Raw genomic sequence first — 23963 nt, forward strand, 5'->3', positions numbered from 1 at the left:
CTGAGAAAAATGCGCCCGAAGGCGCACTGTTTAAATTAGTTCTCTGGCGATAGCTGCCAGATCGTCGAAAATCAGTGTAGTTTCCGGGACGCCTTTTTCCAGGGTCCGCTCGCCCTTGCCGGTTTTCACCAACACGGGTTGTGCACCGACGGCCAGGGCGGCCTCCAGGTCACCTTTGCTGTCGCCAACGAACCAGACGCCTTCCAGGCCGACCTGGTAATGCTCGGCGATCGCCCGCAGCATGCCAGGCTTGGGCTTGCGGCAATCGCAGCCTTCGTCTGGCCCGTGCGGGCAATACACGATGTGGCCCACTTCGCCACCCTGCTCGGCCACCAGCGCGCGCAGGCGCGCGTGCATGGCCTCGAGGGTAGTCAGCGCATAGTAGCCACGGGCAATGCCGGACTGGTTGGTGGCCACGGCCACCGTCCAGCCCGCCTTGCTCAACTGCGCGATCGCTTCGACCGAGCCAGGGATCGGCACCCACTCGTCCAGCGTCTTGATGTAGGCGTCGGAGTCGTAGTTGATTACTCCGTCACGGTCGAGAATCAGCAGTTTCAAGGCTTACCCCAGCAGCGAAATGTCGGCCACGCCCAGGAACAGGCCGCGCAGGCGGCTGAGCAGGGCATAACGGTTGGCGCGTACCTTGGCATCCTCGGCGTTGACCATCACCGCCTCGAAGAAGGCGTCGACCGGGTCACGCAGGGCCGCCAGGCGGGCCAGCGATTCGCTGTACTGGCGTGCAGCAGCCATCGGTTGCACGGCCTGGTCGGCCTGCTGGATGGCCGAGTACAGGGAGAACTCGTTGGCGTTGTCGAAGTACTTCGGCTCGACGTGATCGGCGATGGCGCCTTCGGCCTTGCTCAGCAGGTTCGACACGCGCTTGTTCACCGCGGCCAGGGCCTCGGCTTCCGGCAGCTTGCGGAAGGCTTGTACAGCCTGCACGCGCTGGTCGAAGTCCAAGGCAGAACCTGGCTGCAGGGCACGGACCGACAGGTAGGTGGCCACGTCGATGCCTTCGTCTTCGTAACGCGCACGCAGGCGGTCGAAGATGAACTCCAGCACCTGTTCGGCCAAGCCGGCGGCCTTGACCTTGGCGCCGAACTGCTTGACCGCGAACTCGACCGCACCGGTCAGGTCCAGGTCCAGCTGCTTCTCGATCAGGATACGCAGCACGCCCAAGGCGGCACGGCGCAGGGCGTACGGGTCCTTGCTGCCGGTAGGCAGCATGCCGATGCCGAAGATGCCGACCAGGGTGTCGAGCTTGTCGGCGATGGCCACCGCAGCACCGGTGAGGGTCTGCGGCAGCTCGGCGCCAGCACCGCGCGGCATGTACTGCTCGTTCAGGGCCAGGGCCACGTCTTCCGGCTCACCGTCGTTGAGCGCGTAGTAGTAACCGGCAACACCCTGCATTTCAGGGAATTCGCCGACCATCTCGGTGGCCAGGTCGCACTTCGACAGCAGGCCGGCGCGGCCGGCGCGCTGGGCGTCGCCGCCGATCAGCGGGGCGATGAAGGCGGCCAGCTTGGAGACGCGCTCGGCCTTGTCGTACACGGTACCCAGCTGAGCCTGGAACACCACGTTCTTCAGGCGCTCGTTGAAGGTTTCCAGCGGCTGCTTCTTGTCCTGCTTGAAGAAGAACTCGGCGTCGGTCAGGCGTGGGCGCACGACCTTCTCGTTACCTTGCACGATCTGCTTCGGGTCGCGGCTCTCGACGTTGGCCACGGTGATGAAGCGCGGCAGCAGCTTGCCTTCGCTGTCCAGCAGGCAGAAGTACTTCTGGTTGTCCTGCATGGTGGTGATCAGGGCTTCCTGCGGGACTTCGAGGAAACGCTCCTCGAACGAGCACACCAGCGGCACTGGCCACTCGACCAGGGCGGTCACTTCGTCCAGCAGCGCCGGCGGCACGATGGCGCTGCCTTCCTGCTGCATGGCCAGCTCGGCGGTACGCTTGCTGATCAGCTCGCGGCGCTCGGCGAAGTCGGCCAGCACGTAGGCTTTGCGCAGGTCTTCGACGTAGTTGGCCGGGGTGGTAATCACCACGTTTTCCGGGTGGTGGAAGCGGTGGCCACGGGATTCACGGCCTGCCTTCTGCGACAGGATGGTGCAGTCGACCACCTGGTCGCCCAGCAGCATCACCAGCCATTGGGTCGGGCGCACGAACTCTTCACGGCTTGCCGCCCAGCGCATGCGCTTGGGGATCGGCAGGTCGTTGAGCGAATCTTCGACGATGGTCGGCAGCAGGCCGGTGGTGGCCTTGCCCGGGATGTGCTGGGAGAAGCGCAGCTTGGGGCCGCTCTGGTCGATTTCCGACAGCTCCACACCGCATTTCTTGGCAAAGCCCAAGGCAGCCTGGGTCGGCTCGCCGTCTTTGAAAGCAGCCTGCAGGGGCGGGCCGTCGATATTGATGCTGCGGTCAGGCTGTTGCACGTCCAGCTGGCGGATCAGCACGGCCAAGCGGCGCGGCGCGGCGTAAACCTGCTTGCCGGTATAGTTCAAGCCAGCGGCCTGCAGGCCCTTCTCGATACCCGCCAGGAAGGCTTCGCCAAGGCTGGCGAGGGCCTTCGGTGGCAGCTCCTCGGTGCCCAGTTCTACCAGGAAATCTTGAGCACTCATTGTGCAGCCTCCAGCTTAGCCAACACTTCGTCACGCAGTTCAGGGGTGGCCATCGGGAAGCCCAGGCGTGCGCGGGCTTGCAGATAGCTTTGCGCCACGTCCCGGGCCAGGGTACGTACACGCAGGATGTAGCGCTGGCGCTCGGTTACCGAGATGGCGCGGCGGGCGTCCAGCAGGTTGAAGGTGTGCGAGGCCTTCAGGACCATTTCATAGGTCGGCAGCGGCAGCTCAAGCTTGATCAGGCGGTTGGCTTCGCTTTCGTAGAAGTCGAACAGCTCGAACAGCTTGTCGACGTTGGCGTGCTCGAAGTTGTAGGTCGACTGCTCCACCTCGTTTTGGTGGAACACGTCGCCGTAGGTGACCTTGCCGAACGGGCCGTCGGCCCACACCAGGTCGTACACCGAGTCGACGCCCTGGATGTACATGGCCAGGCGCTCCAGGCCGTAGGTGATTTCACCCGTGACTGGGTAGCACTCGATGCCGCCTACCTGCTGGAAGTAGGTGAACTGGGTGACTTCCATGCCGTTGAGCCAGATTTCCCAGCCCAGGCCCCAGGCGCCGAGGGTCGGCGATTCCCAGTTGTCTTCGACGAAGCGAATGTCGTGGACCAGCGGGTCCAGGCCGATGGCTTTCAGCGAGCCGAGGTACAGCTCCTGGAAGTTGGCCGGGTTGGGCTTCAGTACCACCTGGAACTGGTAGTAGTGCTGCAGGCGGTTGGGGTTTTCGCCATACCGCCCGTCGGCAGGGCGACGGCTAGGCTGCACATAGGCGGCGTTCCAGGTTTCTGGACCCACGGCGCGCAGGAATGTAGCGGTGTGGAAAGTGCCGGCGCCTACTTCCATATCGTAGGGCTGAAGCACCACACAACCTTGCTCGGCCCAGTAGTTCTGCAGGGCGAGGATCAGGTCTTGGAAGGTACGCACGGCTGGCGTAGGCTGGCTCACGAAATTCACCTGTATCTGGGGATGCGGATGTAAAGAGCGGGAGTATAACCTGATTCGCCTCGCCCTCTACTCATTGGAGCCTTATGCCACGCTGCTTTTGGTGTACCGACGATCCGTTGTACCAGGCCTACCACGACCAGGAATGGGGAACGCCCCAGCGTGACCCGGCGTTGCTGTTCGAGATGCTTTTGCTCGAAGGGTTCCAGGCGGGGCTTTCGTGGATCACCGTATTGCGTAAACGCGAGCGTTATCGCGAGGTGATGCACGGCTTCGATCCGGTGAAACTCGCCGTCATGAGCGACGAACGCATCGAGGAGCTGATGCAGGATGCCGGCATCATCCGCAACCGCCTCAAGCTTAAGGCTGCCAGGCGTAATGCCCAGGCCTGGCTGGCTGTGGACAACCCCGCCGACTGGCTCTGGTCATTCGTCGGTGGTGCGCCGAAGATCAACCACTTCACTGGCCGCAGCGAGGTGCCAGCGGTTACCGATGAAGCCAAGGCGATGAGCAAAGCCCTGCAGAAAGCCGGCTTCACGTTCGTTGGCCCGACCATCTGCTATGCCTTCATGCAGGCCACCGGCATGGTCATGGACCACACCACCGATTGCGATCGCTACGCCGCCTTGTTGCGCTGAGGGGTTACAATGCGCGCCTTGCTGAAATAAGGAATTCGCCTGTGGAAAAGTTCAAGGGCGCCCTGATGGTCGGGGTGCTGCGCCTGTTTGCCAAGCTGCCCTGGGGCGCTGTGCAGCGCGTCGGCGCCGGTATCGGCTGGCTGATGTGGAAGATCCCCAACGGCTCGCGCAATGTCGTGCGCATCAACCTCGCCAAGTGCTTCCCGGAGATGGACCCGGCCGAGCGCGAGCAGCTGGTGGGCCGCGCGTTGAAGGATATCGGTAAATCCTTCGTCGAAAGTGCCTGTGCCTGGATCTGGCCGCCGCAGCGCTCGCTGGAGCTGGTCAAGGAAGTGCACGGCCTGGAAGTGCTGGAGCAGGCCCTGGCCTCGGGCAAGGGCGTGGTCGGCATCACCAGCCACCTGGGTAACTGGGAAGTGCTGAACCACTTCTACTGCAACCAGTGCAAACCGATCATCTTCTATCGCCCGCCGAAGCTGAAGGCGGTGGATGACCTGCTGCGCGAGCAGCGGGTGCAGATGGGCAACCGCGTGGCACCTTCGACCAAGGAAGGCATCCTCAGCGTGATCAAGGAAGTGCGCCGTGGTGGCCAGGTGGGTATTCCTGCCGACCCGGAGCCGGCGGAGTCGGCCGGGGTGTTCGTGCCGTTCCTGGGTACCCAGGCGCTGACCAGCAAGTTCGTTCCGAACATGCTGGCCGGGGGCAAGGCGGTTGGGGTGTTCCTGCATGCCCTGCGGTTGCCTGACGGCTCGGGCTTCAAGGTGTTCCTGGAGGCGGCGCCGGAAGAGATGTACAGCACCGACGTGACCGTGTCGGCGGCGGCGATGAGCAAGGTGGTCGAGCGCTATGTGCGCGAGTACCCGAGCCAGTACATGTGGAGCATGAAGCGCTTCAAGAAGCGCCCGGCTGGCGAGCCACGCTGGTACTGAGATTTTCACTGTCCCCTGTGGGAGCGGGTTTACCCGCGAATGCGTCGGTGAATCCAACATCGCATTCGCGGGTGAACCCGCTCCCACAGGGACTGCGTTAACCTGATGTCTTGTTGAGTTTCTTCAGAAACACGGTCATCTCTTTCTCGGCCTGCTTGTCCCCATGGGCCTGCGCGGCCACGATCCCCTCCTCCCAGGCCTTGCGCGCCGCCGCCAGGTCACCCTGCAGCTGATGCGCCTTGCCCAGCAGCTTCCACGCCGCCGAGTATTTCGGGTCCTGTTCCACGCACCGTGCCAGATGCAACGCCGCTTCAACACCATTGCCTTCGTCCAGCCAGGCCTTGCCCAGGCCGAACCTCAACAACGGGTTATCCACACCCTTGGCCAGCATCTTCTCCAGCGATTCGCGCATGCCCTGTGCTCCTAGAAGAAACTCAAGCCGACGTGGAACAGCTTCTCCACATCCCGAATATGCTTTTTATCCACAACGAACAGGATCACATGGTCGCCCGATTCGATCATGGTGTCGTCGTGGGCAATCATCACCTCTTCGTCACGAATGATCGCGCCGATGGTAGTGCCCGGCGGCAGGGCGATGTCTTCGATCGCCTTGCCGACCACCTTGCTCGACTTCGAATCCCCGTGCGCCACCGCTTCGATAGCTTCGGCAGCGCCACGGCGCAGCGAGTGCACGCTGACGATGTCGCCCCGGCGCACGTGCGCCAGCAAGGTGCCGATGGTGGCCAGCTGCGGGCTGATGGCGATGTCGATGTCGCCACCCTGCACCAGGTCGACATAGGCCGGGTTGTTGATGATGGTCATCACCTTGCGCGCACCCAGGCGCTTGGCCAGCAGCGACGACATGATGTTGGCCTCGTCGTCGTTGGTCAGGGCCAGGAAGATGTCGGCGTCGGCGATGTTCTCCTCCAGCATCAGGTCCTTATCCGAGGCGCTGCCCTGCAGCACCACGGTGCTTTCCAGGGTGTCGGAGAGGTGTCGGCAACGGGCCGGACTCATCTCGATGATCTTCACCTGGTAGCGGCTTTCGATGGCCTCGGCCAGGCGTTCGCCGATTTGCCCGCCACCGGCGATGACCACACGCTTGTTGGTTTCGTCGATACGGCGCAGCTCACCCATCACCGCGCGGATGTCCTTCTTCGCGGCGATGAAGAACACTTCGTCGTCTGCTTCGATCACCGTGTCGCCCCGCGGGGTGATCGGGCGGTCGCGGCGGAAGATGGCCGCCACGCGGGTGTCGACGTTGGGCATGTGCGCGCGGATCTGGCGCAGTTGCTGGCCTACCAGCGGGCCACCGTAGTACGCCTTAACTGCCACCAGCTGGGCCTTGCCTTCTGCGAAGTCGATCACCTGCAGCGAGCCTGGGTGCTCGATCAGGCGCTTGATGTAGTTGGTCACCACCTGTTCGGGGCTGATCAGTACGTCGACCGGGATATGGTCGTTGTCGAACAGCTCTTCGCGGGTCAGGTAGGCCGACTCGCGCACCCTGGCAATCTTGGTCGGGGTGTGGAAAAGCGAATAGGCCACCTGGCAGGCGACCATGTTGGTTTCGTCGCTGTTGGTTACCGCCACCAGCATGTCGGCGTCATCGGCACCGGCCTGGCGCAGCACCGTAGGCAGCGAGCCGCGGCCTTGCACGGTGCGGATGTCCAGGCGGTCGCCCAGGTCGCGCAGGCGGTCGCCGTCAGTGTCGACCACGGTGATGTCGTTGGCTTCGCTGGCCAGGTGCTCCGCCAGCGTACCGCCTACCTGTCCTGCGCCGAGGATGATGATCTTCATCCGCTACTCCCTACCCTTTGTTTTTATCCGCGCGAGGCGGCGATCTTGATCAGCTTGGCATAGTAGAAACCGTCGTGGCCGCCTTCCTGGGCCAACAACTGGCGGCCGTGGGGCTGGCGCAGGCCGGCTTCGGTGGCCAGGTCCAGCTCACGGGCGCCCGGGGTGCGGGCAAGGAAGGCATCGATCACTTCGGTGTTCTCGGTCGGCAGGCTGGAGCAGGTGGCGTATAGCAGCATGCCGCCCACTTCCAGGGTCGGCCACAGGGCATCGAGCAGCTCACCTTGCAGCGTGGCCAGGGCCGGGATGTCGTCGGCCTGACGGGTCAGCTTGATGTCAGGGTGGCGGCGGATCACGCCGGTGGCCGAACAGGGGGCATCGAGCAGAATGCGCTGGAACGGCTTGCCGTCCCACCAGCTGGCGGTGTCGCGGGCATCGCAGGCGATCAGCTCGGCGTCCAGTTGCAGGCGGTCGAGGTTCTCGCGCACGCGGGTCAGGCGCTTGGCTTCGAGGTCGATGGCCACCACGTGGGCCAGGCCGGTTTCGGCTTCCAGCAGGTGGCAGGTCTTGCCACCCGGTGCACAGCAGGCGTCGAGCACGCGCTGGCCGGGGGCCAGTTCCAGCAGGTCGGCGGACAGCTGCGCGGCTTCGTCCTGCACGCTCACCCAGCCTTCGGCAAAGCCTGGCAGGCCGCGCACGTCGCAGGCTTCGGCCAACACGATACCGTCACGGCTGTACTGGCAGGCGCTGGCGCCAACGCCTGCCTCGGTCAGCAGTGCCAGGTAGGCATCGCGGCTGTGGTGGCGACGGTTGACCCGCAGGATCATCGGCGGGTGGGCGTTGTTGGCGGCGCAGATGGCCTCCCACTGCTCCGGCCAGAAGGCCTTGAGCGACTTCTGCAGCCAGCGCGGGTGGGCAGTGCGTACCACCGGGTCGCGCTCCATGCCGGCCAGCAATTCTTCGCCTTCGCGTTGGGCGCGGCGCAGCACGGCATTGAGCAGGCCCTTGGCCCACGGCTTCTTCAGCTTGTCGGCACAGCCAACGGTCTCGCCAATGGCCGCGTGGGCCGGGATACGGCTGTAGAACAGCTGGTACAGGCCGACCAGCAGCAACGCCTGCACATCGGCATCGGCGGCCTTGAACGGCTTCTGCAGCAGCTGCGCCGCCAGCAGGTCGAGGCGTGGTTGCCAGCGCGCGGTACCGAACGCCAGGTCCTGGGTCAGGCCGCGGTCGCGCTCATCGACCTTGTCCAGTTGCGCTGGCAGCGAACTGTTCAGCGAGGCCTTGCCACTGAGTACAGCGGCAAGGGCACGGGCGGCGGCGAGGCGTGGGTTCATTGGCCCAGCACCTTGCCGCTGGCGAATTTCTCACGACGGCTGTTGAACAGGTCGCTGAAGTTCAGTGCCTTGCCGCCGGGCAGTTGCAGGCGGGTCAGGCTCAGTGCCTGGTCACCGCAGGCGACAACCAGGCCGTCCTTGCTGGCGGAGAGGATCTCACCCGGGGTGCCTGTCGCTGTGGACAAGTTGGCGGCCAGCACTTTCACGCTTTCGCCATCGAGGGTGCTGTGGCAAACCGGCCACGGGTTGAAGGCACGGATCAGGCGTTCCAGCTCGACGGCCGGGCGGCTCCAGTCGATGCGCGCTTCGTCCTTGTTCAGCTTGTGCGCGTAGGTGGCCAGGGCATCGTCCTGCACTTCGCCTTGCAGCGAACCGTCGGCCAGGCCGGCAATGGCCTGGACGACTGCGGGCGGGCCCATCTCGGCCAAGCGGTCGTGCAGGCTGCCGCCGGTGTCTTCGGCGCTGATCGGGGTGACCACCTTGAGCAGCATCGGGCCGGTGTCCAGGCCCGCTTCCATACGCATCACGGTCACACCGCTCTCGGCGTCGCCGGCTTCCACGGCGCGCTGGATCGGTGCGGCACCGCGCCAGCGTGGCAGCAGGGAGGCATGGCTGTTGATGCAGCCCAGGCGCGGGATATCCAGCACCACCTGCGGCAGGATCAGGCCGTAGGCGACCACTACCATCAGGTCCGGCTTCAGCGCCGCAAGTTCGGCCTGGGCTTCGGCGTTGCGCAGGGTCGGCGGTTGGAACACCGGGATGTCATGGGCCACAGCCAGTTGCTTGACCGGGCTCGGCATCAGCTTCTGGCCACGGCCAGCGGGGCGGTCGGGCTGGGTGTAGACGGCCACGATCTCGTACGGGCTGTCGAGCAGGGCCTTGAGGTGTTCGGCGGCAAACTCTGGAGTGCCTGCAAAGACGATGCGCATGGAGTTCTCGCTTCAAAAAAGAAAAAGGCTTGCCGGAGCAAGCCTTCTGGAAGGTGGGGATCAGGCTTGCTGGCGGTGCTGCTTTTCCAGCTTTTTCTTGATCCGGTCGCGCTTGAGCTGCGACAGGTAGTCGACGAACAGCTTGCCGTTGAGGTGATCGAATTCATGCTGCACGCACACCGCCAGCAGGCCTTCGCACTCGAGCTCGTAAGGCTTGCCGTCGCGGTCCTGGGCCTTGACCCGCACACGCAGCGGGCGGTCGACGTTCTCGTAGAAGCCAGGTACCGACAGGCAGCCTTCCTGGTACTGGCCCATGTCGTGGGTCAGCTCTTCGACCGTGGGGTTGATGAAGACGCGCGGCTCGCTGCGGTCTTCACTGAGGTCCATGACCACGACCTGCTGGTGCACGTTGACCTGGGTAGCGGCCAGGCCGATGCCAGGGGCTTCGTACATGGTTTCAAACATGTCGTCGATCAGCTGACGCAGGGCGTCGTCGAACACCGTCACCGGCTTGGCGATGGTGCGCAGGCGCGGGTCCGGGAATTCGAGAATGTTCAAGATGGCCATAAGGTCAGGCAGTCACTGTGCGTTCGGTTGAAAACTGAGCACACATAATAAAGGGAAACGGGGATTTCAGCACCTGTGAAAGCTCGTCTAGGGTTTTCAAGGCCAGCTTATTGCCCATTCGATGGACAGGTTGTCAAAGCGTTATCAACAAAGTTATCCACAGCTTGTGCCACGTCGATGGCCCCATTTCGATCAAGGATGATCCCCATGCAGACCTACCATTCGTCGCCTCTTCCGCCTGCCGAACTGGAGGCCCGATTACGCCTGCACCGGCTGCCGGAGACGGGATTGCGTCGCTTTAACACCTTGCTTGAGGCTTTTGGCAGTGCCTCTTCGGCGCTATGTGCACCCGCCGGCGCCTGGCGCGCATTGGGCATACCCCAGGCCACCATCGATGCCCGGCGCAGTGCCGAAGTTCGTGAGGGTGCACTGGCCGCAATGGCCTGGCTAGAGCGCCCGGCCCAGCATTTGCTGATGTGGGACGGCCCTGGCTACCCGCCACTATTGGCGGAAATCGACGATGCCCCTCCACTGCTTTTCGTAGCTGGAGACCCAGCCTTGCTCGAGCGCCCACAACTGGCAATTGTGGGCAGCAGGCGTGCTTCACCCCCAGCACTCGACACTGCTGCGGCATTTTCCCGCTACCTGGCGCAGGCCGGTTTCACCATTACCAGCGGCTTGGCGGTGGGCATCGACGGTGCCGCTCATCGGGCCGCATTGCAGGCTGGTGGGGGCACGATTGGCGTGCTCGGTACGGGGTTGCAAAAACTTTATCCACAGCGCCACAGGTCGCTTGCACAAGCGATGATCGACAACGGTAGCGCGCTGGTTTCCGAGTACCCGTTGGATGCCGGGCCGCTACCTGGCAACTTCCCGCGGCGCAATCGCATCATCAGTGGCCTGTCGCTGGGCGTGCTGGTGGTCGAGGCGAGCCTGGCCAGTGGTTCGCTGATCACCGCACGCCTGGCTGCCGAGCAAGGCCGCGAGGTGTATGCCATACCGGGCTCCATTCACCACCCCGGGGCCAAAGGCTGCCACCAGTTGATCCGTGACGGCGCGCTGTTGGTGGAGAGCGTGGAGCAGATACTGGAAAGCCTGCAGGGCTGGCAGAACCTGCCGCCTGCGGTTGTGGATAAATTCGACCATCCTCTGCTCGCCCTGCTGCATGCTGCGCCACAAACCAGCGAAAGCCTGGCCCACTGCAGCGAGCTGCCGCTTGCCGACGTGCTGGCGCAGCTGACCGAACTGGAGCTGGAAGGCCGGGTCAGCAATGAAGCCGGGCGTTGGTTTGCCCGCGCGGGCTAAGTACACTGCTCACAAGCAAGGTATATAGGCGGAGTAACAGAAATGGTGAGCAGTTTTCGTGTGCAACAAGCCGCACGTGAGATCCGGGCGGGTGCAGTGATCGCCTACCCGACGGAAGCGGTCTGGGGCCTGGGCTGCGACCCGTGGAACGAGGACGCGGTGTATCGCCTGCTGGCGCTGAAGTCGCGGCCTGTGGATAAAGGCCTGATCCTGGTAGCCGACAACATCCGCCAGTTCGACTTCTTGTTCGAGGACTTCCCCGAAGACTGGATCGACCGCATGGGCAGCACCTGGCCGGGGCCGAACACCTGGCTGGTGCCGCACCAGGACCTGTTGCCCGAATGGGTTACCGGGCAACATGACACCGTGGCACTGCGGGTCAGTGACCACCCGGTGGTACGTGAGCTGTGTGCATTGGTGGGGCCGTTGATTTCCACTTCGTGCAACCCGGGCGGGCGCCCGGCGGCTAAGACCCGGTTGCGGGTGGAGCAGTACTTCCATGGTCAGCTGGATCTGGTGCTGGGGGGGGCGTTGGGTGGACGGAAGAACCCGAGTGTGATCCGTGACCTGGTGACTGGCGAAGTCGTTCGTCCGGGCTGATACCGCAAAGCGGCCCCAGAACCCCGCAGATTTTTCTGATTTTGTCTCGAATGGCTGTCCAGCTTGTGGCTTGGGAAATATCCTACAAGCCGCGTCCCCTGCCATCACCTTCTCAGTGGGAACCAGTGCCTCTAGGCTTCATCCGTCGCTGAATACCTTGGCGATCGGGTGTGGTAGCCCGGATGCATTTTTTCCATGGCAGTCTATGGTGACTGTGCGTGGGAGGCTTTCGAGCCTGCCTGGATTGGAAAATGCCCGGGTCTACCACCTCGCGTACAGTCGCCACCCATTCACGTGGTAGTGATTGGTGGCGGCAATGAGGAGCATTTTCCAATGATGAAGAAAATAGTCCCCGATCCACCGCTTCCCTGCACCTCTACTCGCCCCTTCGGCCGCTGCGATGCCGGCCACGAACCGCTGTTCACCGTAAACCCGAACATTTCCGCCGAGGACGCCTTGGTTCATGTAGCTCTGTATCTGCGAGGCGCCTACGAAACGGGCTCGAAAGCCCTCGAGTACCTGCGCGAAGAAGGCCGTGGCATGTATTGGTCGAGCCTGCATTCCATTGAATTGGCGGAGGGATTGGTGGAGGCGATTCTCGATGGTATCGAGTCGATACCAACCACCCGTCCTCCACAGGCATAGCGCCCTGTTCAAGGCCGACGCAGTACCTGTGGGAGCGGGTTCACCCGCGAACACCGGCGCAGCCGGTGCCATCCACTGCGGTGTCTTCTTCGCGGGTAAACCCGCTCCCACAGGGATAGCGCTGTATTCAAGACTGGTGAAGTACCTGTAGGAGCGGGCGCGCCCGCGAACACCGGCGCAGCCGGTGCCATGCACTGCGGTGCTTGCTTCGCGGGCATGCCCGCTCCCACAGGGATGGCACTGCACTTAAGATCGGTGCAGTACCTGTGGGAGTGAACTCAAGGAAGCAGAATTGTGGAACCCACAGTCCGCCGAGCCGACAGCTCCGCCTGTGCCTTGGCCGCCTCGCTGAGCGGATACCGCTGTTGGATATCCACAACCAGCTTGCCACTGCCGATCATCGCAAACAGGTCATCGGCCATGGCCTGGGTATTCTCGGCATTGTTGGCATAGGTCGCCAACGTCGGGCGGGTCACATACAGCGACCCTTTCTGCGCCAGAATCCCCAGGTTCACCCCGCTCACCGCCCCCGAGGCATTGCCAAAGCTCACCATCAACCCGCGCGGCTGCAGGCAGTCCAGCGAGGTCAGCCAGGTGTCGGCACCCACACCGTCATACACCACCGGGCATTTCTTGCCGTCGGTCAGCTCCAGCACCCGCTTGGCTACGTCCTCACGGCTATAGTCGATGGTCGCCCACGCCCCAAGCGCCTTGGCCCGTTCGGCCTTCTCGGCAGAACTCACGGTACCGATCAGCTTGGCCCCCAGCGCCTTGGCCCACTGGCACGCCAACGAACCCACGCCGCCAGCTGCTGCGTGGAACAGGATCACATCACCCGCCTTCACCTCATAGGTCTGCTTCAGCAGGTACTGCACGGTCAAACCCTTGAGCATCACCGCCGCTGCCTGCTCGAAGCTGATGTTGTCGGGCAGCTTCACCAGATTGGCTTCCGGCAGCGTATGCACCTCGCTGTACGCGCCCAACGGGCCGCCGGCATGGGCCACGCGGTCACCCACTTTCAGCCGGGTCACGCCCTCGCCCACGGCCTCGACCACGCCAGCCGCTTCAGTGCCTAGCCCCGAAGGCAGGGATGGCGGTGCATACAGCCCGCTGCGGAAGTAGGTATCGATGAAGTTCAGGCCGATCGCATGGTTACGTACACGCACCTGCTGTGGCCCTGGCGGGGCTGGTTCGAATTCCACAAACTGCAGCACTTCCGGGCCGCCATGCTGGCTGAACTGGATACGCTTGGCCATCTCGCACTCCTGTCGTATGGGTCGGGAAAGACCTTCTATCGGACGCCTTTGCTTGATCGCCGTCAACTGCGGCGCGCGGGCTGGGGGTGGTATGCTACGCGGCGAATTCTTCCCTGCCCGTTCCTGGTGACCCGATGACTAGCCGCACCGAGGCCGTGAAAGCCTACCTGCTCGACCTGCAAGACCGCATCTGCTCTGCCCTCGAAGCTGAAGACGGCGGCGCCCGCTTCGTCGAGGACGCATGGGTGCGCGAAGCCGGTGGCGGGGGCCGCACGCGGGTGATCGGCGATGGCAAGGTGATCGAGAAAGGCGGGGTCAACTTCTCCCACGTGTTCGGCGCCGGTCTGCCGCCGTCGGCCAGCGCCCACCGCCCCGAGCTGGCGGGCCGTGGCTTCGAGGCCTTGGGCGTGTCGCTGGTGATCCACCCGCACAACCCGCATGTGCCCACTTCCCACGCCAACGTGCGCTTCTTCATCGCCGAAAAGGAAGGTGAAGAGGCTGTCTGGTGGTTCGGCGGCGGCTTCGACCTGACCCCGTACTACGGCAATGAAGAAGACTGCATCCACTGGCACCGTGTGGCCGAGCAGGCCTGCGCGCCGTTCGGCGCCGACGTGTACCCGCGCTACAAGGCCTGGTGCGACCGCTACTTCCACCTCAAGCACCGTGGCGAGCCACGCGGCATTGGTGGGTTGTTCTTCGATGACCTGAATGAGTGGGACTTCGACACCTGCTTCGCCTTCATCCGCGCCATTGGCGACGCCTACGTCAACGCCTACCTGCCGATCGTCCAGCGCCGCAAGGGCACGCCCTACACCCCGCAGCAGCGTGAGTTCCAGGAATACCGCCGTGGCCGCTACGTGGAGTTCAACCTGGTCTACGACCGTGGCACCCTGTTCGGCCTGCAGTCCGGTGGCCGCACCGAGTCCATCCTCATGTCGTTGCCGCCGCAGGTGCGCTGGGGCTACGACTGGAAGGCCGCGCCTGGCAGCGAAGAAGCACGCCTGACCGAGTACTTCCTGCAGGACCGCGACTGGCTCGGCCAGTAAGCCTGTGGATAATCAAGGAGCCGTCATGGACCAGTACGTCGTTTTTGGTAATCCCATCGGCCACAGCAAGTCGCCGCTGATCCATCGCCTGTTCGCCGAACAGACCGGCCAGGACCTTGAATACGCCACCCTGCTGGCGCCGCTGGACGAGTTCAGCGACTGCGCGCGCGGCTTCTTCAAGCAAGGCCGCGGCGGCAACGTCACCGTGCCGTTCAAGGAAGAGGCCTACCGCCTGTGCGACAGCCTGACCCCGCGTGCCCGGCGCGCTGGCGCAGTGAACACGCTGAGCAAGCTGGCCGATGGCAGCCTGCAGGGCGACAACACCGATGGCGCTGGCCTAGTGCGCGACCTGACGGTGAATGCCGGGGTCGAGCTGGCAGGCAAACGCATTCTGATCCTGGGTGCTGGTGGCGCGGTGCGTGGCGTGCTGGAGCCGATCCTGGCGCACAAGCCGCAGTCGCTGGTGATTGCCAACCGGACCGTGGAAAAGGCCGAGCAGCTGGCGCGTGAGTTCGATGAGCTGGGGCCGGTGGTAGCCAGCGGGTTTGCCTGGTTGCAGGAACCGGTGGATGTGATCATCAATGCCACCTCGGCGAGCCTGGCCGGTGAGTTGCCGCCGATCGCCGACAGCCTGGTCGAGGCGGGGCGCACGGTTTGCTACGACATGATGTATGGCAAGGAGCCTACGCCGTTTTTCCAGTGGGCCGAGAAGCTGGGGGCGGCCAAGGTGCTGGATGGGCTGGGGATGCTGGCTGAGCAAGCGGCTGAGGCGTTCTTTATCTGGCGTGGGGTGCGGCCGGATACGGCGCCAGTGTTGGCTGAGTTGCGCCGGCAGCTGGCTCGCGGCTGAGATTGTCGGGGACCGCTTTGCGGTCCCATCGCAGGCAAGCCAGCTCCTACAGGGACAGCGCCGGCCTCAGGCCTTCTGAAATCCCTGTGGGAGCTGGCTTGCCTGCGATGGGCTGCAAAGCAGCCCCCATATCTCAGCCTCACTCCTCAAACCGGATCGGGCACAACTCCACCCCTTCCAGCTTCTGCAACTCCTCGATCACCTGCGGCCTGGCCCGGTGCAGGGTCAGACTCCCCCCTGCCCGCCGCAACCGCCGCGCCTCGCGGTGCAACATATCCACACCCGAGTAATCGATGAAGTTCACCTGCCGCGCATCGATAACAACATGCGGCCCCTGGCAGCGCTGCAAGCGCACCTGCAGGTAATGCGCCGCGCCAAAGAAGATCGACCCGCCCACCCGCAGCACATCTGCCTCCCCTTCACGGCTCTGCTGCACCCGTGGCCGCGAGGTGCGCTTCAGATAGAAGAACAGCGACGCCAGTACTCCGGCATAGATCGCTGTCTGCAGCTCCAGCAACAAGGTCGCTGCCGCCGTCAGCGCCATTACCAGAAACTCCGAGCGGCTGACCCGGAACAGCGCACGAATCCCCCGGTGGTCCACCAACCCCCAGCAGATCAGCAGGATGCTGCCGGCCATGGCCGGAATCGGCAGGTGCGCGATCAGCCCGGCTCCGGCAACGGCGAACACGGCCACCCACAGCGCCGAGAATACCCCGGCCATGGGCGAGCGGGCACCGGCGTCGTAGCTCAGCCCGGAACGGGTGAAGGAGCCGGAAGACAGGTAACCGGAGAAAAACGCACCAACGATGTTCGACAGGCCCTGTGCGCGTATTTCCTGGTCTGCGTCGATCAACTGCTCCGAACGTGCCGACAATGAGCGGGCAATCGACAGGCTGGTGACCAGCCCGAGCATGCCCACTGCCACAGCGCTGGGCAGCAGGCGCAGGATCAGTTCCACATCCAGCAACGGCAGCGGGCTGAAGGGTGGTAGCTGGCCGGTGAATGCCGGCACACGCGGCACATGCCCAAAGAACCCGGGCAGCAGCCAGGCCAGCAGGCTTACCAAAATCAGGCTTATCAACAGGCTGGGCCAGCGCGGGCGCCAGAGCTTGAAGCCTACGCCGATCACCACTGTGGCTAGGCCCAGAATCAAGGAAGGCAGGTCGACCTCGCCGGCATGGCTGGCCAGGTCCTGCACGGTCTTCAGCGCCGTGGCCTGGCTTGGCAGGTCCATGCCCAGCAGGTTGGGCAACTGGCCCAGGGCAATGACGACAGCGGCGCCCAGGGTGAAGCCGAGCACCACGGAATGGGAGACGAAATTGACCAGTGCGCCGAAGCGCAAAAGCCCCAGCAGTAACTGAAAGATGCCGCCGAGGAACGTCAGCAGCAGCACCAGGGTGACATAGTCGGCGCTGCCAGCCACGGCCAGCGGGCTGATGCTGGCGTAGAGAACGATGGAGATGGCTGCGGTCGGGCCGCAGATCAGGTGCCAGGACGAGCCCCAGAGACAGGCGATCAGCACTGGCACGATGGCGGCGTACAGTCCGTATTCGGCGGGCAGGCCGGCGATCAGAGCGTAGGCGATGGATTGCGGCAGGGCGAGGATTGCACCGCTCAGGCCCACCAGCAGGTCCTGGCGCAGGCTGCGGCCCGATTGGCAGGGGAGCCATGAGAGGAAGGGCAGCAGGTGAGTGAGGCGATGCATGGGTTATCCACATTCCTTACTGTTTCGCCAATCCCTGTGGGAGCGGGCATGCCCGCTCCCACAGGGATAGAGGTTTTGCTTGTGAGGTTACAGTTTGGCTTTGACGGCCTCCAGCGCATTGCCATCGGCCTTGGTCGTCACCCCGGCCAACCACCCTTCCAGCAACTCGGGGTGCGCCTTCAACCAAGCCTTGGCCGCATCATCGAAGCTGATCTTCTTGTCCACAACTTCGGCCATGATGGTGTTTTCCATGTCCAGCGTGAACTTCAGGTTGCCCAGCAGCTTGGCCGCATTCGGGCAGGCTTGTGGATAACCCTTGCGGGTCAGGGTATACACCTCGCCCTTGCTGCCAAACCACTTCTCCCCGCCGCTCAGGTAATGCATCTTCAGCTTCACGTTCATCGGGTGCGGGGTCCAGCCGAGGAAGGTGATGAACTGCTGTTTCTTCACCGCCCGGTCGACCTGCGCCAGCATCGCCTGCTCGCTGGACTCCACCAGTTTCCACTGGCCGAGGTTGAATTCATTCTTGTCGATGATTTCCTTCAACGACAGGTTGGCCGGTGCCCCGGAACCAATCCCGTACAGCTTCTTGTCGAACTGGTCGGCGTGCTTCTGCAAGTCGGCGAAATCCTTCACTCCGGCATTCCACACATAGTCGGGCACTGCCAAGGTGAACTCGGTTCCTTCCAGATTGCGCGAAAGCTGCTGCACATCGCCATTGGCGATGAACTTGTCATGAAAGCCCTGCTGTGCCGGCATCCAGTTGCCGAGGAAGGCATCGACGCGGCCATCCTTGAGGCCGCCGTAGATGATCGGCACGGCCAGGCTGTCGATTTTCACCTGGTAACCCAGGCTTTCCAGAAGCAGGCGGGCCAAGGCGTTGGTCGTTGCGATGTCGCTCCAGCCGGGGTCGGCCATCTTCACGGTGGTGCATTGCGCGTCGCTGTCGGCGGCGTGGGCCGTGGCGGTACCCAGGCTCAGGGCCAGGGCGAACACGGCGGCGGAGAACTTGTGCATGGCGGCCTCTCTTCTCAATCCAGGGGGGCGGGCTGTGGATAACGTGCCTTGCGCTCGAGGTCGTCGAGATCGATGTGGTTGCGCATGTACTGTTGGCTGGCGTCCACCAGCGGTTGGTGGTCCCAGCTTTTCAGCTTGCCGATGGCCAGCGCCTCGGCCACCAGGCGGCGGCGCCGCTGGCTGGCAAGAACCTGCTGGCGCAGGCTGGGGATATCCCAACGTTGCTGTGCTTCATCGACAAATGCCTGCAGCAGCGCCTGGTGTTCCGGGCTGCCGGTGAGGTTCTCCCGCTCGTGCGGGTCGCGGCTCAGGTCATAGAGTAGGCATGGGTCGTCTTCGCTGTACACGAACTTGTACGGCCCCCGGCGGATCATCATCAGCGGGCCGACGGTGCCTTCGGCCATGTATTCGCCGATCACTTCGTCATGGCCACCCTGCCCTTGCAGGTGGCCGACCAGCGAGCGGCCATCCAGGTGAAGGTGGTTATCCACAGCACCACCAGCCAGCTCGACCAGGGTCGGCAGCAGGTCGCAGGTAGACACCGAAGCGCTGACCCTGGCTGGCGCGAAGTGCTTCGGCGCGTGCACCAGCAGAGGCACCCGCGCCGACATCTCGAACCAGTGCATCTTGTACCAGAGGCCGCGCTCGCCGAGCATGTCGCCGTGGTCGCCGGAGAACACGATCAGGGTGTCGTCGGCCAGGTCGCATTCCTCCAGGGTCTGCAGCAGCAGGCCGATGTTGTCATCGATGTAGCTGCAGGCGCCGAAGTAGGCACGACGGGCGTCACGAATCTTGTCCACAGGCAGCGGCTTGTTCCACAGGTCGTAGACCTTCAGCAGGCGCTGCGAGTGCGGGTCGAGTTCTGCCTGGTCGAATTCGGCGCGGGGCATGGGGATATCCACACCTTCGTAGCGATCCCAATAGCGCCGGGGGATGGTGTAGGGGTCGTGCGGGTGGGTCATCGACACGGTCAGGCAGAACGGTCGGCCATCGTTTTCGCGCACATGGTCGTACAGGTACTGGCGCGCCTTGAACACCACTTCCTCGTCGAAATCCAGCTGGTTGGTGCGCACGCACGGTCCGGCCTGCAGTACCGAGGACATGTTGTGATACCAGCTCGGGCGCACGTCCGGCTCATCCCAGTTCACCGCCCAGCCGTAGTCGGCCGGGTAGATATCGCTGGTCAGGCGTTCTTCGTAGCCATGCAGCTGGTCCGGGCCGCAGAAGTGCATCTTGCCCGACAGCGCGGTGCGGTAGCCAAGGCGGCGCAGATAGTGGGCGTAGGTCGGCACATCGGCGGGGAAGTCGGCGGCGTTGTCGTAGGCGCCGATGCGACTGGGCAACTGGCCGCTGACCAGGGTGAAGCGCGACGGTGCGCACAACGGGCTGTTGCAGTAAGCCGAGTCGAACACCACCGCCTGTTCGGCAAGGCGGCTCAGATGCGGCATCTGGATCGGCGAAGAGACGTAGATCGGCAGCAAGGGCGCGGCCATCTGGTCGGCCATGATGAACAGGATATTCGGGCGCGTCATGGTGGCTTCCATCGTTGAGGGTTATGCGAACCGCTTGCCTATCAAGATGCGACTGTGGATAATATGGGTAAAGCCCATGGCGGGCAATGACTGGGATTAGCCCTGCTTATGTTTGACCACCTTGCCAACTTGTCGCTGGATACACTGCGCGTGTTCGAGGCTGCCGCACGGTTGCGTGGCTTTACCGCTGCGGCACTGGAGCTGGGCACCACGCAGCCGGCGGTGAGCCAGCAAGTCAAACGGCTGGAGGCACAGCTGGGCACGCGGTTGTTCGACCGCATTTACCGGGGTATCGAGCTGACCGAGGCCGGCCAGGTGCTGTTCGAACAGGTGCATCAGGGCCTGCAGGCCATGGAGGACGGCATCGCCCAGGCCAGTGGGCGCGGTCAGCGCGAAGTGCTGCAGGTGGCTACCGACTTCGCCTTTGCGGCGTTCTGGCTGATGCCACGGCTGCAGCGTTTTCACGAGGCTTATCCGCAGGTGGATGTGAGCCTGGTGACCGGTGAGCGCAGCCAGGGCATGTTGCGACCGGACATCGATGTGGCGGTGCTGTTTGGCGACGGGCGTTTTCACCAGGGCGAGAGCCGCTGGCTATTCGATGAGGAGGTTTTCCCGGTGTGCAGCCCCCGGCTGATTCATGGCAAACCCTTGTCAGCCGTGGCTTTGCAACGATTGCCCTTGCTGCACTTGAAGGGAGAGCAGGCTAGCCGCTGGTTTGATTGGGCAGGGGTGTTTCGCGGGTTTGGCGTGGCCAGCCCGCCGCCGGCCGGGCAGTTGCGGTTTGATAACTATACGTTGCTGATCCAGGCCGCGATTGCCGGGCAAGGGGTGGCGATTGGCTGGGGGCACCTGGTGGATGGGCTGGTGGAGCAAGGGTTGCTATGCCGGCCGTTGGAGGGGAGTTTGCGCTCGGCGCGCGGGTATTACGCGGTGCTGCCACCACGCAAGCGGCGTGGGGCGTTGATCGAGCGGTTTGTGGATTGGCTGGAGCGCGAGCGCAGCCTGTGACATTCCCGGGGCTGCACAGCAGCCCCGGCAATCTAGACCACGAAGTTCAGATGCTCGCCTCGGTGCAAATCCAGCTCCAGCATATCCACCATGCCCGCAGCGACCCTGGCCAGGTGCCGCAACGGCTCGGCCAACCCCGGCTCCAGCGTACCTTCGGTGCTGCGAAAATGCTCAATCCCCAACCCGGCCAGTTCCTGTGGGGCATTGATCAGCGTCCAGTGCAAGGCACTGCGCTGTAACCCGTCCACCACCTGGTCCACACACTCCCGCTCCGCCTCGCTGTACTTGCCCGGCTCATCCAGCACATCGAAATCGCCCACCAGCAACAGCCGGCGTATAGTCGTACGCTTCAACCCCGCCACCAGCGCCTCGCTCATGCGGGCTTGCCCGGGCAGATCGTCCGGCGCCAGCGTCGACAACAGGGCAATTACTGCCGACCCGCCTGCCGCGCCCTGCTCCGCCTGGTCGGCATCGCCAAGCCCGCCTATCTTGAAATGCAGGCCGGGGCGCGGCGCGTGGCGGTTGAGGTCGTCGACCACGGCGGTGACTTCGTGCTGGCGCGACAGCAGCTCTACCATCAGGGCGTTGCCCAGGCTGCTTTCAGGCCCGAACAAGACCAGTTTGAACACTGGGGTTTCGGCGTTTTTCACTGCATCACTCCCTTTGCAGGTGGTGATGTTTGGACCGCAATCAGGAGTTATCGTGCAGAGGATCAAGGGTTACCACGCCCACGTTTACTACGACGCAGCGACCATGGACCAGGCCCGTGAGCTGTGTGAGGAAGCGGCGCGGCTGTTTCCCGTGACCATGGGGCGCATGCACCAGAAACCGGTGGGGCCGCACCCGGACTGGAGCTGCCAGCTGGCCTTCGAGCCGGAGTTTGTGGGGGTGGTGCTGCCGTGGTTGGCACTGTATCGGAAGGGGTTGGTGGTGTTCATGCACCCGCTGACCGGTGATGAGCTGGCGGACCACCGTGACCATGCGATCTGGATGGGGGCGGTGCGGCCGCTGGATCTGTCGATTTTCGGGGGATAGGCCTCTATAGCCTGTGCTGGCCTCTTCGCGGGCAAGCCCGCTCCTACAGGTCCTCCACAGCTTTCAGCATCTGTGTTGTCCCTGTGGGAGCGGGCGTGCCCGCGAAGCAGGCGACGCGGTTCAGCGGCGGGCGCCGCGCACCCCTTCAGCCAGCGCCGAGCACAGGCTCAATACATCGTTGACTGCCTGCTCGGCACTCTTGGCCTGGGCAATCTTGTCGACCAGCGCCGAGCCCACCACTACGCCGTCCGACAGGCGGGCAATGGCCGCAGCCTGCTCCGGCGTACGAATGCCGAAACCTACGCTGATTGGCAGATCGGTATGCCGACGCAGGCGGGCGATGGCTTCGGTCACGTGCTCGGTGGTCGCCGAGCCGGCGCCGGTCACACCGGCCACCGACACGTAGTAGACGAACCCGGAGCTGCGCTCCAGTACGCGCGGCAGGCGCGCGTCGTCGGTGGTTGGGGTAGTCAGGCGGATAAAGTCGATACCCGCTGCCTGGGCCGGGGTTGCCAGTTCGGCGTCGTGCTCTGGCGGCAGGTCGACGATGATCAGGCCATCTACACCCGCTTGCTTGGCTTCGGCCACGAACTTTTCCACGCCAAAGCGGTGGATCGGGTTGTAGTAGCCCATCAACACGATCGGTGTGGTCTGGTTATCCACACGGAATTCGCGAACCATCTGCAGGGTCTTGGCCAGGGTCTGGCCGGCTTCCAGGGCACGCAGGGTGGCCAGCTGGATGGCCACGCCGTCGGCCATCGGGTCGGTGAACGGCATGCCCAGTTCAATCACGTCGGCACCGGCTGCCGGCAGGCCCTTGAGGATCTGCAGCGAGGCGTCATAGCCCGGGTCGCCCGCGGTGACAAAGGTGACCAGTGCCGAGCGGCCTTCGGCCTTCAGCTCGGCGAAGCGTTTTTCAAGACGGCTCATGCCTGTTTCTCCTGGGCGGCCATGTGGTTCATGACGGTTTGCATGTCTTTGTCGCCGCGGCCCGACAGGCACACGACCATCAGGTGGTCCTTGGGCAGCTTCGGTGCGCGCTTGATCGCCTCGGCCAAGGCGTGGGAGCTTTCCAGGGCCGGGATGATGCCTTCCAGGCGGCAGGTGGCATGGAATGCATCCAGCGCTTCGTCGTCGGTGATGCTGACGTACTCGACACGCTTCACTTCGTGCAGGTAGGCGTGCTCCGGGCCGATGCCCGGGTAGTCCAGGCCGGCGGAAATCGAGTGGGCGTCGGTGATCTGACCGTCTTCGTCCTGCAGCAGGTAGGTGCGGTTGCCGTGCAGCACGCCCGGTACGCCGCCGTTCAGGCTGGCGGCGTGCTTGTCGGTGTGCACGCCGTGGCCACCGGCTTCGACGCCGATGATCTGCACGCTTGGCTCTTCGAGAAACTCATGGAACAGGCCCATGGCGTTGGAGCCACCACCGACGCAGGCAACCAGGCTGTCTGGCAGGCGGCCTTCCTTCTCTTGCAACTGGGCGCGGGTTTCCTTGCCGATGATCGACTGGAAGTCGCGGACCATGGCCGGATACGGGTGCGGGCCAGCCACGGTGCCGATCAGGTAGAAGGTGTCTTCGACGTTGGTGACCCAGTCGCGCAGAGCCTCGTTCATGGCGTCCTTCAGGGTGCCGGTGCCGGCAGTGACCGGGACGATTTCGGCGCCAAGCAGCTTCATGCGGAACACGTTGGCCTGCTGGCGCTCGATGTCGGTGGCGCCCATGTAGATCACGCAAGGCAGGCCGAAGCGGGCAGCGACGGTGGCGGTGGCCACGCCGTGCATGCCGGCGCCGGTTTCTGCGATGAGGCGCTTCTTGCCCATGCGCTTGGCCAGCAGCACCTGGCCGATGCAGTTGTTCACCTTGTGCGCGCCGGTGTGGTTGAGCTCTTCACGCTTGAAGAAGATCTTGGCGCCGCCGCAGTGCTCGGTCAGGCGCTCGGCGAAGTACAGCGGGTTGGGGCGCCCGATGTAGTCGCGCTGGAAGTAGGCCAGCTCTTCGAGGAACTTGGGGTCTGCCTTGGCCGCTTCGTATTCGCGGGCCAGGTCCAGCACCAGTGGCATCAGGGTTTCGGCCACGTAGCGGCCGCCGAACGAGCCGAACAGGCCATTGGCGTCGGGGCCGGGGCGGTATTGGGACTGGGTCATGGGGGCGCTCCAGGGCGTAATGAATGAGTGATGGGCTTTACTCTAACCACGGCAAGCCCAGCTGAAAACCGA

General features: G+C 63.9%; 24 protein-coding genes. 9 read left to right on the top strand and 15 right to left on the bottom strand.

Annotated features, from left to right (window positions below):
• Positions 1–30 precede the first annotated feature (30 nt).
• Genes gmhB through glyQ form a run of 3 tightly spaced genes read right to left on the bottom strand, consistent with a single transcriptional unit; the run spans position 31 to position 3557 of the window.
• Positions 31–558: a D-glycero-beta-D-manno-heptose 1,7-bisphosphate 7-phosphatase gene (gmhB, locus tag KDB76_RS00340; RefSeq protein ID WP_013970259.1), complete on the bottom strand. Its 528-nt coding sequence runs from the start codon at positions 556–558 to the stop codon at positions 31–33.
• Between the two features lie 3 nt (positions 559–561).
• Positions 562–2613, bottom strand: a complete 2052-nt coding sequence (glyS, locus tag KDB76_RS00345) for a glycine--tRNA ligase subunit beta (protein WP_013970260.1) — start codon at positions 2611–2613, stop codon at positions 562–564.
• Positions 2610–3557: a glycine--tRNA ligase subunit alpha gene (gene glyQ, locus KDB76_RS00350; protein ID WP_013970261.1), complete on the bottom strand. Its 948-nt coding sequence runs from the start codon at positions 3555–3557 to the stop codon at positions 2610–2612. Before glyQ ends, glyS begins: the two co-directional genes overlap by 4 nt.
• 83 nt (positions 3558–3640) lie before the next feature.
• Between glyQ and KDB76_RS00355 the strand changes: the two genes are divergently transcribed.
• Together KDB76_RS00355 and KDB76_RS00360 are read left to right on the top strand one after the other, a co-directional pair.
• A complete protein-coding gene (locus KDB76_RS00355; RefSeq protein ID WP_003260004.1) occupies positions 3641–4192 on the top strand; it encodes a DNA-3-methyladenine glycosylase I in 552 nt (183 codons plus the stop codon).
• Positions 4193–4233: 41 nt separating this feature from the next.
• Positions 4234–5121, top strand: coding sequence for a lysophospholipid acyltransferase (locus tag KDB76_RS00360; RefSeq protein ID WP_003260003.1), 888 nt, complete (start codon positions 4234–4236; stop codon positions 5119–5121).
• A 97-nt stretch (positions 5122–5218) separates the two neighbouring features.
• Here KDB76_RS00360 and KDB76_RS00365 read toward each other — a convergent pair whose 3' ends face one another.
• From KDB76_RS00365 to def, 5 genes are read right to left on the bottom strand one after another with little or no spacing between them, the layout of a single operon-like run.
• On the bottom strand, positions 5219–5533 hold the full coding sequence (locus tag KDB76_RS00365; protein ID WP_024087942.1) for a tetratricopeptide repeat protein: 315 nt from the start codon (positions 5531–5533) through the stop codon (positions 5219–5221).
• An 11-nt stretch (positions 5534–5544) separates the two neighbouring features.
• Positions 5545–6918, bottom strand: coding sequence for a Trk system potassium transporter TrkA (trkA, locus tag KDB76_RS00370; protein WP_013970264.1), 1374 nt, complete (start codon positions 6916–6918; stop codon positions 5545–5547).
• A gap of 23 nt (positions 6919–6941) precedes the next feature.
• Positions 6942–8252 carry a 16S rRNA (cytosine(967)-C(5))-methyltransferase RsmB gene (gene rsmB, locus KDB76_RS00375; RefSeq protein WP_024087943.1) on the bottom strand — a complete coding sequence of 437 codons (1311 nt, stop codon included), beginning with the start codon at positions 8250–8252 and terminating at the stop codon, positions 6942–6944.
• Positions 8249–9181 carry a methionyl-tRNA formyltransferase gene (fmt, locus tag KDB76_RS00380; protein WP_013970266.1) on the bottom strand — a complete coding sequence of 311 codons (933 nt, stop codon included), beginning with the start codon at positions 9179–9181 and terminating at the stop codon, positions 8249–8251. Before fmt ends, rsmB begins: the two co-directional genes overlap by 4 nt.
• Positions 9182–9241: 60 nt before the next feature.
• Positions 9242–9748 (bottom strand): peptide deformylase, encoded by a 507-nt coding sequence (gene def, locus KDB76_RS00385; RefSeq protein ID WP_003260000.1) that lies wholly within the window; start codon positions 9746–9748, stop codon positions 9242–9244.
• Between the two features lie 207 nt (positions 9749–9955).
• Between def and dprA the strand changes: the two genes are divergently transcribed.
• The 3 genes from dprA to KDB76_RS00400 all read left to right on the top strand — a co-directional run bounded on the left by dprA (position 9956) and on the right by KDB76_RS00400 (position 12298).
• On the top strand, positions 9956–11053 hold the full coding sequence (gene dprA, locus KDB76_RS00390; RefSeq protein WP_038408472.1) for a DNA-processing protein DprA: 1098 nt from the start codon (positions 9956–9958) through the stop codon (positions 11051–11053).
• 42 nt (positions 11054–11095) lie between these two features.
• Positions 11096–11653, top strand: coding sequence for an L-threonylcarbamoyladenylate synthase (locus tag KDB76_RS00395; protein ID WP_024087945.1), 558 nt, complete (start codon positions 11096–11098; stop codon positions 11651–11653).
• A 333-nt stretch (positions 11654–11986) separates the two neighbouring features.
• Positions 11987–12298 carry a hypothetical protein gene (locus tag KDB76_RS00400; RefSeq protein ID WP_013970269.1) on the top strand — a complete coding sequence of 104 codons (312 nt, stop codon included), beginning with the start codon at positions 11987–11989 and terminating at the stop codon, positions 12296–12298.
• 278 nt (positions 12299–12576) lie between these two features.
• On the opposite strand, the gene KDB76_RS00405 is transcribed toward KDB76_RS00400, so the two are convergent.
• Positions 12577–13554, bottom strand: a complete 978-nt coding sequence (locus KDB76_RS00405) for an NADPH:quinone reductase (RefSeq protein WP_013970270.1) — start codon at positions 13552–13554, stop codon at positions 12577–12579.
• Positions 13555–13688: 134 nt separating this feature from the next.
• Here KDB76_RS00405 and hemF point away from each other — a divergent pair, with 134 nt between their 5' ends.
• Entirely contained in the window at positions 13689–14600 is a 912-nt protein-coding gene (gene hemF / locus KDB76_RS00410; RefSeq protein ID WP_013970271.1) for an oxygen-dependent coproporphyrinogen oxidase, read from the top strand.
• 25 nt (positions 14601–14625) lie between these two features.
• Complete coding sequence (aroE, locus tag KDB76_RS00415; protein WP_038408474.1) at positions 14626–15450, top strand: shikimate dehydrogenase; 825 nt, start codon at positions 14626–14628, stop codon at positions 15448–15450.
• Between the two features lie 139 nt (positions 15451–15589).
• On the opposite strand, the gene KDB76_RS00420 is transcribed toward aroE, so the two are convergent.
• The 3 genes from KDB76_RS00420 to betC all read right to left on the bottom strand — a co-directional run bounded on the left by KDB76_RS00420 (position 15590) and on the right by betC (position 19704).
• Complete coding sequence (locus KDB76_RS00420) at positions 15590–17155, bottom strand: SulP family inorganic anion transporter (RefSeq protein WP_013970273.1); 1566 nt, start codon at positions 17153–17155, stop codon at positions 15590–15592.
• An 87-nt stretch (positions 17156–17242) separates the two neighbouring features.
• Complete coding sequence (gene choX / locus KDB76_RS00425) at positions 17243–18172, bottom strand: choline ABC transporter substrate-binding protein (protein WP_013970274.1); 930 nt, start codon at positions 18170–18172, stop codon at positions 17243–17245.
• A gap of 14 nt (positions 18173–18186) precedes the next feature.
• Complete coding sequence (betC, locus tag KDB76_RS00430; RefSeq protein ID WP_023661433.1) at positions 18187–19704, bottom strand: choline-sulfatase; 1518 nt, start codon at positions 19702–19704, stop codon at positions 18187–18189.
• A gap of 108 nt (positions 19705–19812) precedes the next feature.
• Here betC and KDB76_RS00435 point away from each other — a divergent pair, with 108 nt between their 5' ends.
• On the top strand, positions 19813–20712 hold the full coding sequence (locus tag KDB76_RS00435) for a LysR family transcriptional regulator (protein ID WP_013970276.1): 900 nt from the start codon (positions 19813–19815) through the stop codon (positions 20710–20712).
• 32 nt (positions 20713–20744) lie between these two features.
• Here the strand turns inward: KDB76_RS00435 and KDB76_RS00440 are convergent, their stop codons facing one another.
• A complete protein-coding gene (locus KDB76_RS00440) occupies positions 20745–21362 on the bottom strand; it encodes an NAD(P)H-binding protein (protein WP_013970277.1) in 618 nt (205 codons plus the stop codon).
• A 52-nt stretch (positions 21363–21414) separates the two neighbouring features.
• On the opposite strand from KDB76_RS00440, the gene KDB76_RS00445 reads away from it, so the two are divergent.
• Positions 21415–21747 carry a DOPA 4,5-dioxygenase family protein gene (locus KDB76_RS00445; protein WP_013970278.1) on the top strand — a complete coding sequence of 111 codons (333 nt, stop codon included), beginning with the start codon at positions 21415–21417 and terminating at the stop codon, positions 21745–21747.
• Positions 21748–21867: 120 nt separating this feature from the next.
• On the opposite strand, the gene trpA is transcribed toward KDB76_RS00445, so the two are convergent.
• Entirely contained in the window at positions 21868–22677 is an 810-nt protein-coding gene (gene trpA / locus KDB76_RS00450) for a tryptophan synthase subunit alpha (protein ID WP_013970279.1), read from the bottom strand.
• A complete protein-coding gene (gene trpB, locus KDB76_RS00455; protein WP_015268451.1) occupies positions 22674–23891 on the bottom strand; it encodes a tryptophan synthase subunit beta in 1218 nt (405 codons plus the stop codon). Before trpB ends, trpA begins: the two co-directional genes overlap by 4 nt.
• Positions 23892–23963: the final 72 nt, after the last annotated feature.

This window comes from Pseudomonas sp. JS425, from assembly GCF_018223845.1.
GTDB classification, from domain to species: domain Bacteria; phylum Pseudomonadota; class Gammaproteobacteria; order Pseudomonadales; family Pseudomonadaceae; genus Aquipseudomonas; species Aquipseudomonas asiatica.

Coding starts and splice junctions, on each gene's coding strand:
- glyS (WP_013970260.1), bottom strand. CDS start 2,613: ATGAGTGCTCAAGATTTCCTGGTAGAACTGGGCACCGAGGAGCTGCCA.
- KDB76_RS00355 (WP_003260004.1), top strand. CDS start 3,641: ATGCCACGCTGCTTTTGGTGTACCGACGATCCGTTGTACCAGGCCTAC.
- KDB76_RS00365 (WP_024087942.1), bottom strand. CDS start 5,533: ATGCGCGAATCGCTGGAGAAGATGCTGGCCAAGGGTGTGGATAACCCG.
- trkA (WP_013970264.1), bottom strand. CDS start 6,918: ATGAAGATCATCATCCTCGGCGCAGGACAGGTAGGCGGTACGCTGGCG.
- rsmB (WP_024087943.1), bottom strand. CDS start 8,252: ATGAACCCACGCCTCGCCGCCGCCCGTGCCCTTGCCGCTGTACTCAGT.
- fmt (WP_013970266.1), bottom strand. CDS start 9,181: ATGCGCATCGTCTTTGCAGGCACTCCAGAGTTTGCCGCCGAACACCTC.
- def (WP_003260000.1), bottom strand. CDS start 9,748: ATGGCCATCTTGAACATTCTCGAATTCCCGGACCCGCGCCTGCGCACC.
- dprA (WP_038408472.1), top strand. CDS start 9,956: ATGCAGACCTACCATTCGTCGCCTCTTCCGCCTGCCGAACTGGAGGCC.
- KDB76_RS00395 (WP_024087945.1), top strand. CDS start 11,096: ATGGTGAGCAGTTTTCGTGTGCAACAAGCCGCACGTGAGATCCGGGCG.
- KDB76_RS00400 (WP_013970269.1), top strand. CDS start 11,987: ATGATGAAGAAAATAGTCCCCGATCCACCGCTTCCCTGCACCTCTACT.
- KDB76_RS00405 (WP_013970270.1), bottom strand. CDS start 13,554: ATGGCCAAGCGTATCCAGTTCAGCCAGCATGGCGGCCCGGAAGTGCTG.
- hemF (WP_013970271.1), top strand. CDS start 13,689: ATGACTAGCCGCACCGAGGCCGTGAAAGCCTACCTGCTCGACCTGCAA.
- aroE (WP_038408474.1), top strand. CDS start 14,626: ATGGACCAGTACGTCGTTTTTGGTAATCCCATCGGCCACAGCAAGTCG.
- KDB76_RS00420 (WP_013970273.1), bottom strand. CDS start 17,155: ATGCATCGCCTCACTCACCTGCTGCCCTTCCTCTCATGGCTCCCCTGC.
- choX (WP_013970274.1), bottom strand. CDS start 18,172: ATGCACAAGTTCTCCGCCGCCGTGTTCGCCCTGGCCCTGAGCCTGGGT.
- betC (WP_023661433.1), bottom strand. CDS start 19,704: ATGACGCGCCCGAATATCCTGTTCATCATGGCCGACCAGATGGCCGCG.
- KDB76_RS00435 (WP_013970276.1), top strand. CDS start 19,813: ATGTTTGACCACCTTGCCAACTTGTCGCTGGATACACTGCGCGTGTTC.
- trpA (WP_013970279.1), bottom strand. CDS start 22,677: ATGAGCCGTCTTGAAAAACGCTTCGCCGAGCTGAAGGCCGAAGGCCGC.
- trpB (WP_015268451.1), bottom strand. CDS start 23,891: ATGACCCAGTCCCAATACCGCCCCGGCCCCGACGCCAATGGCCTGTTC.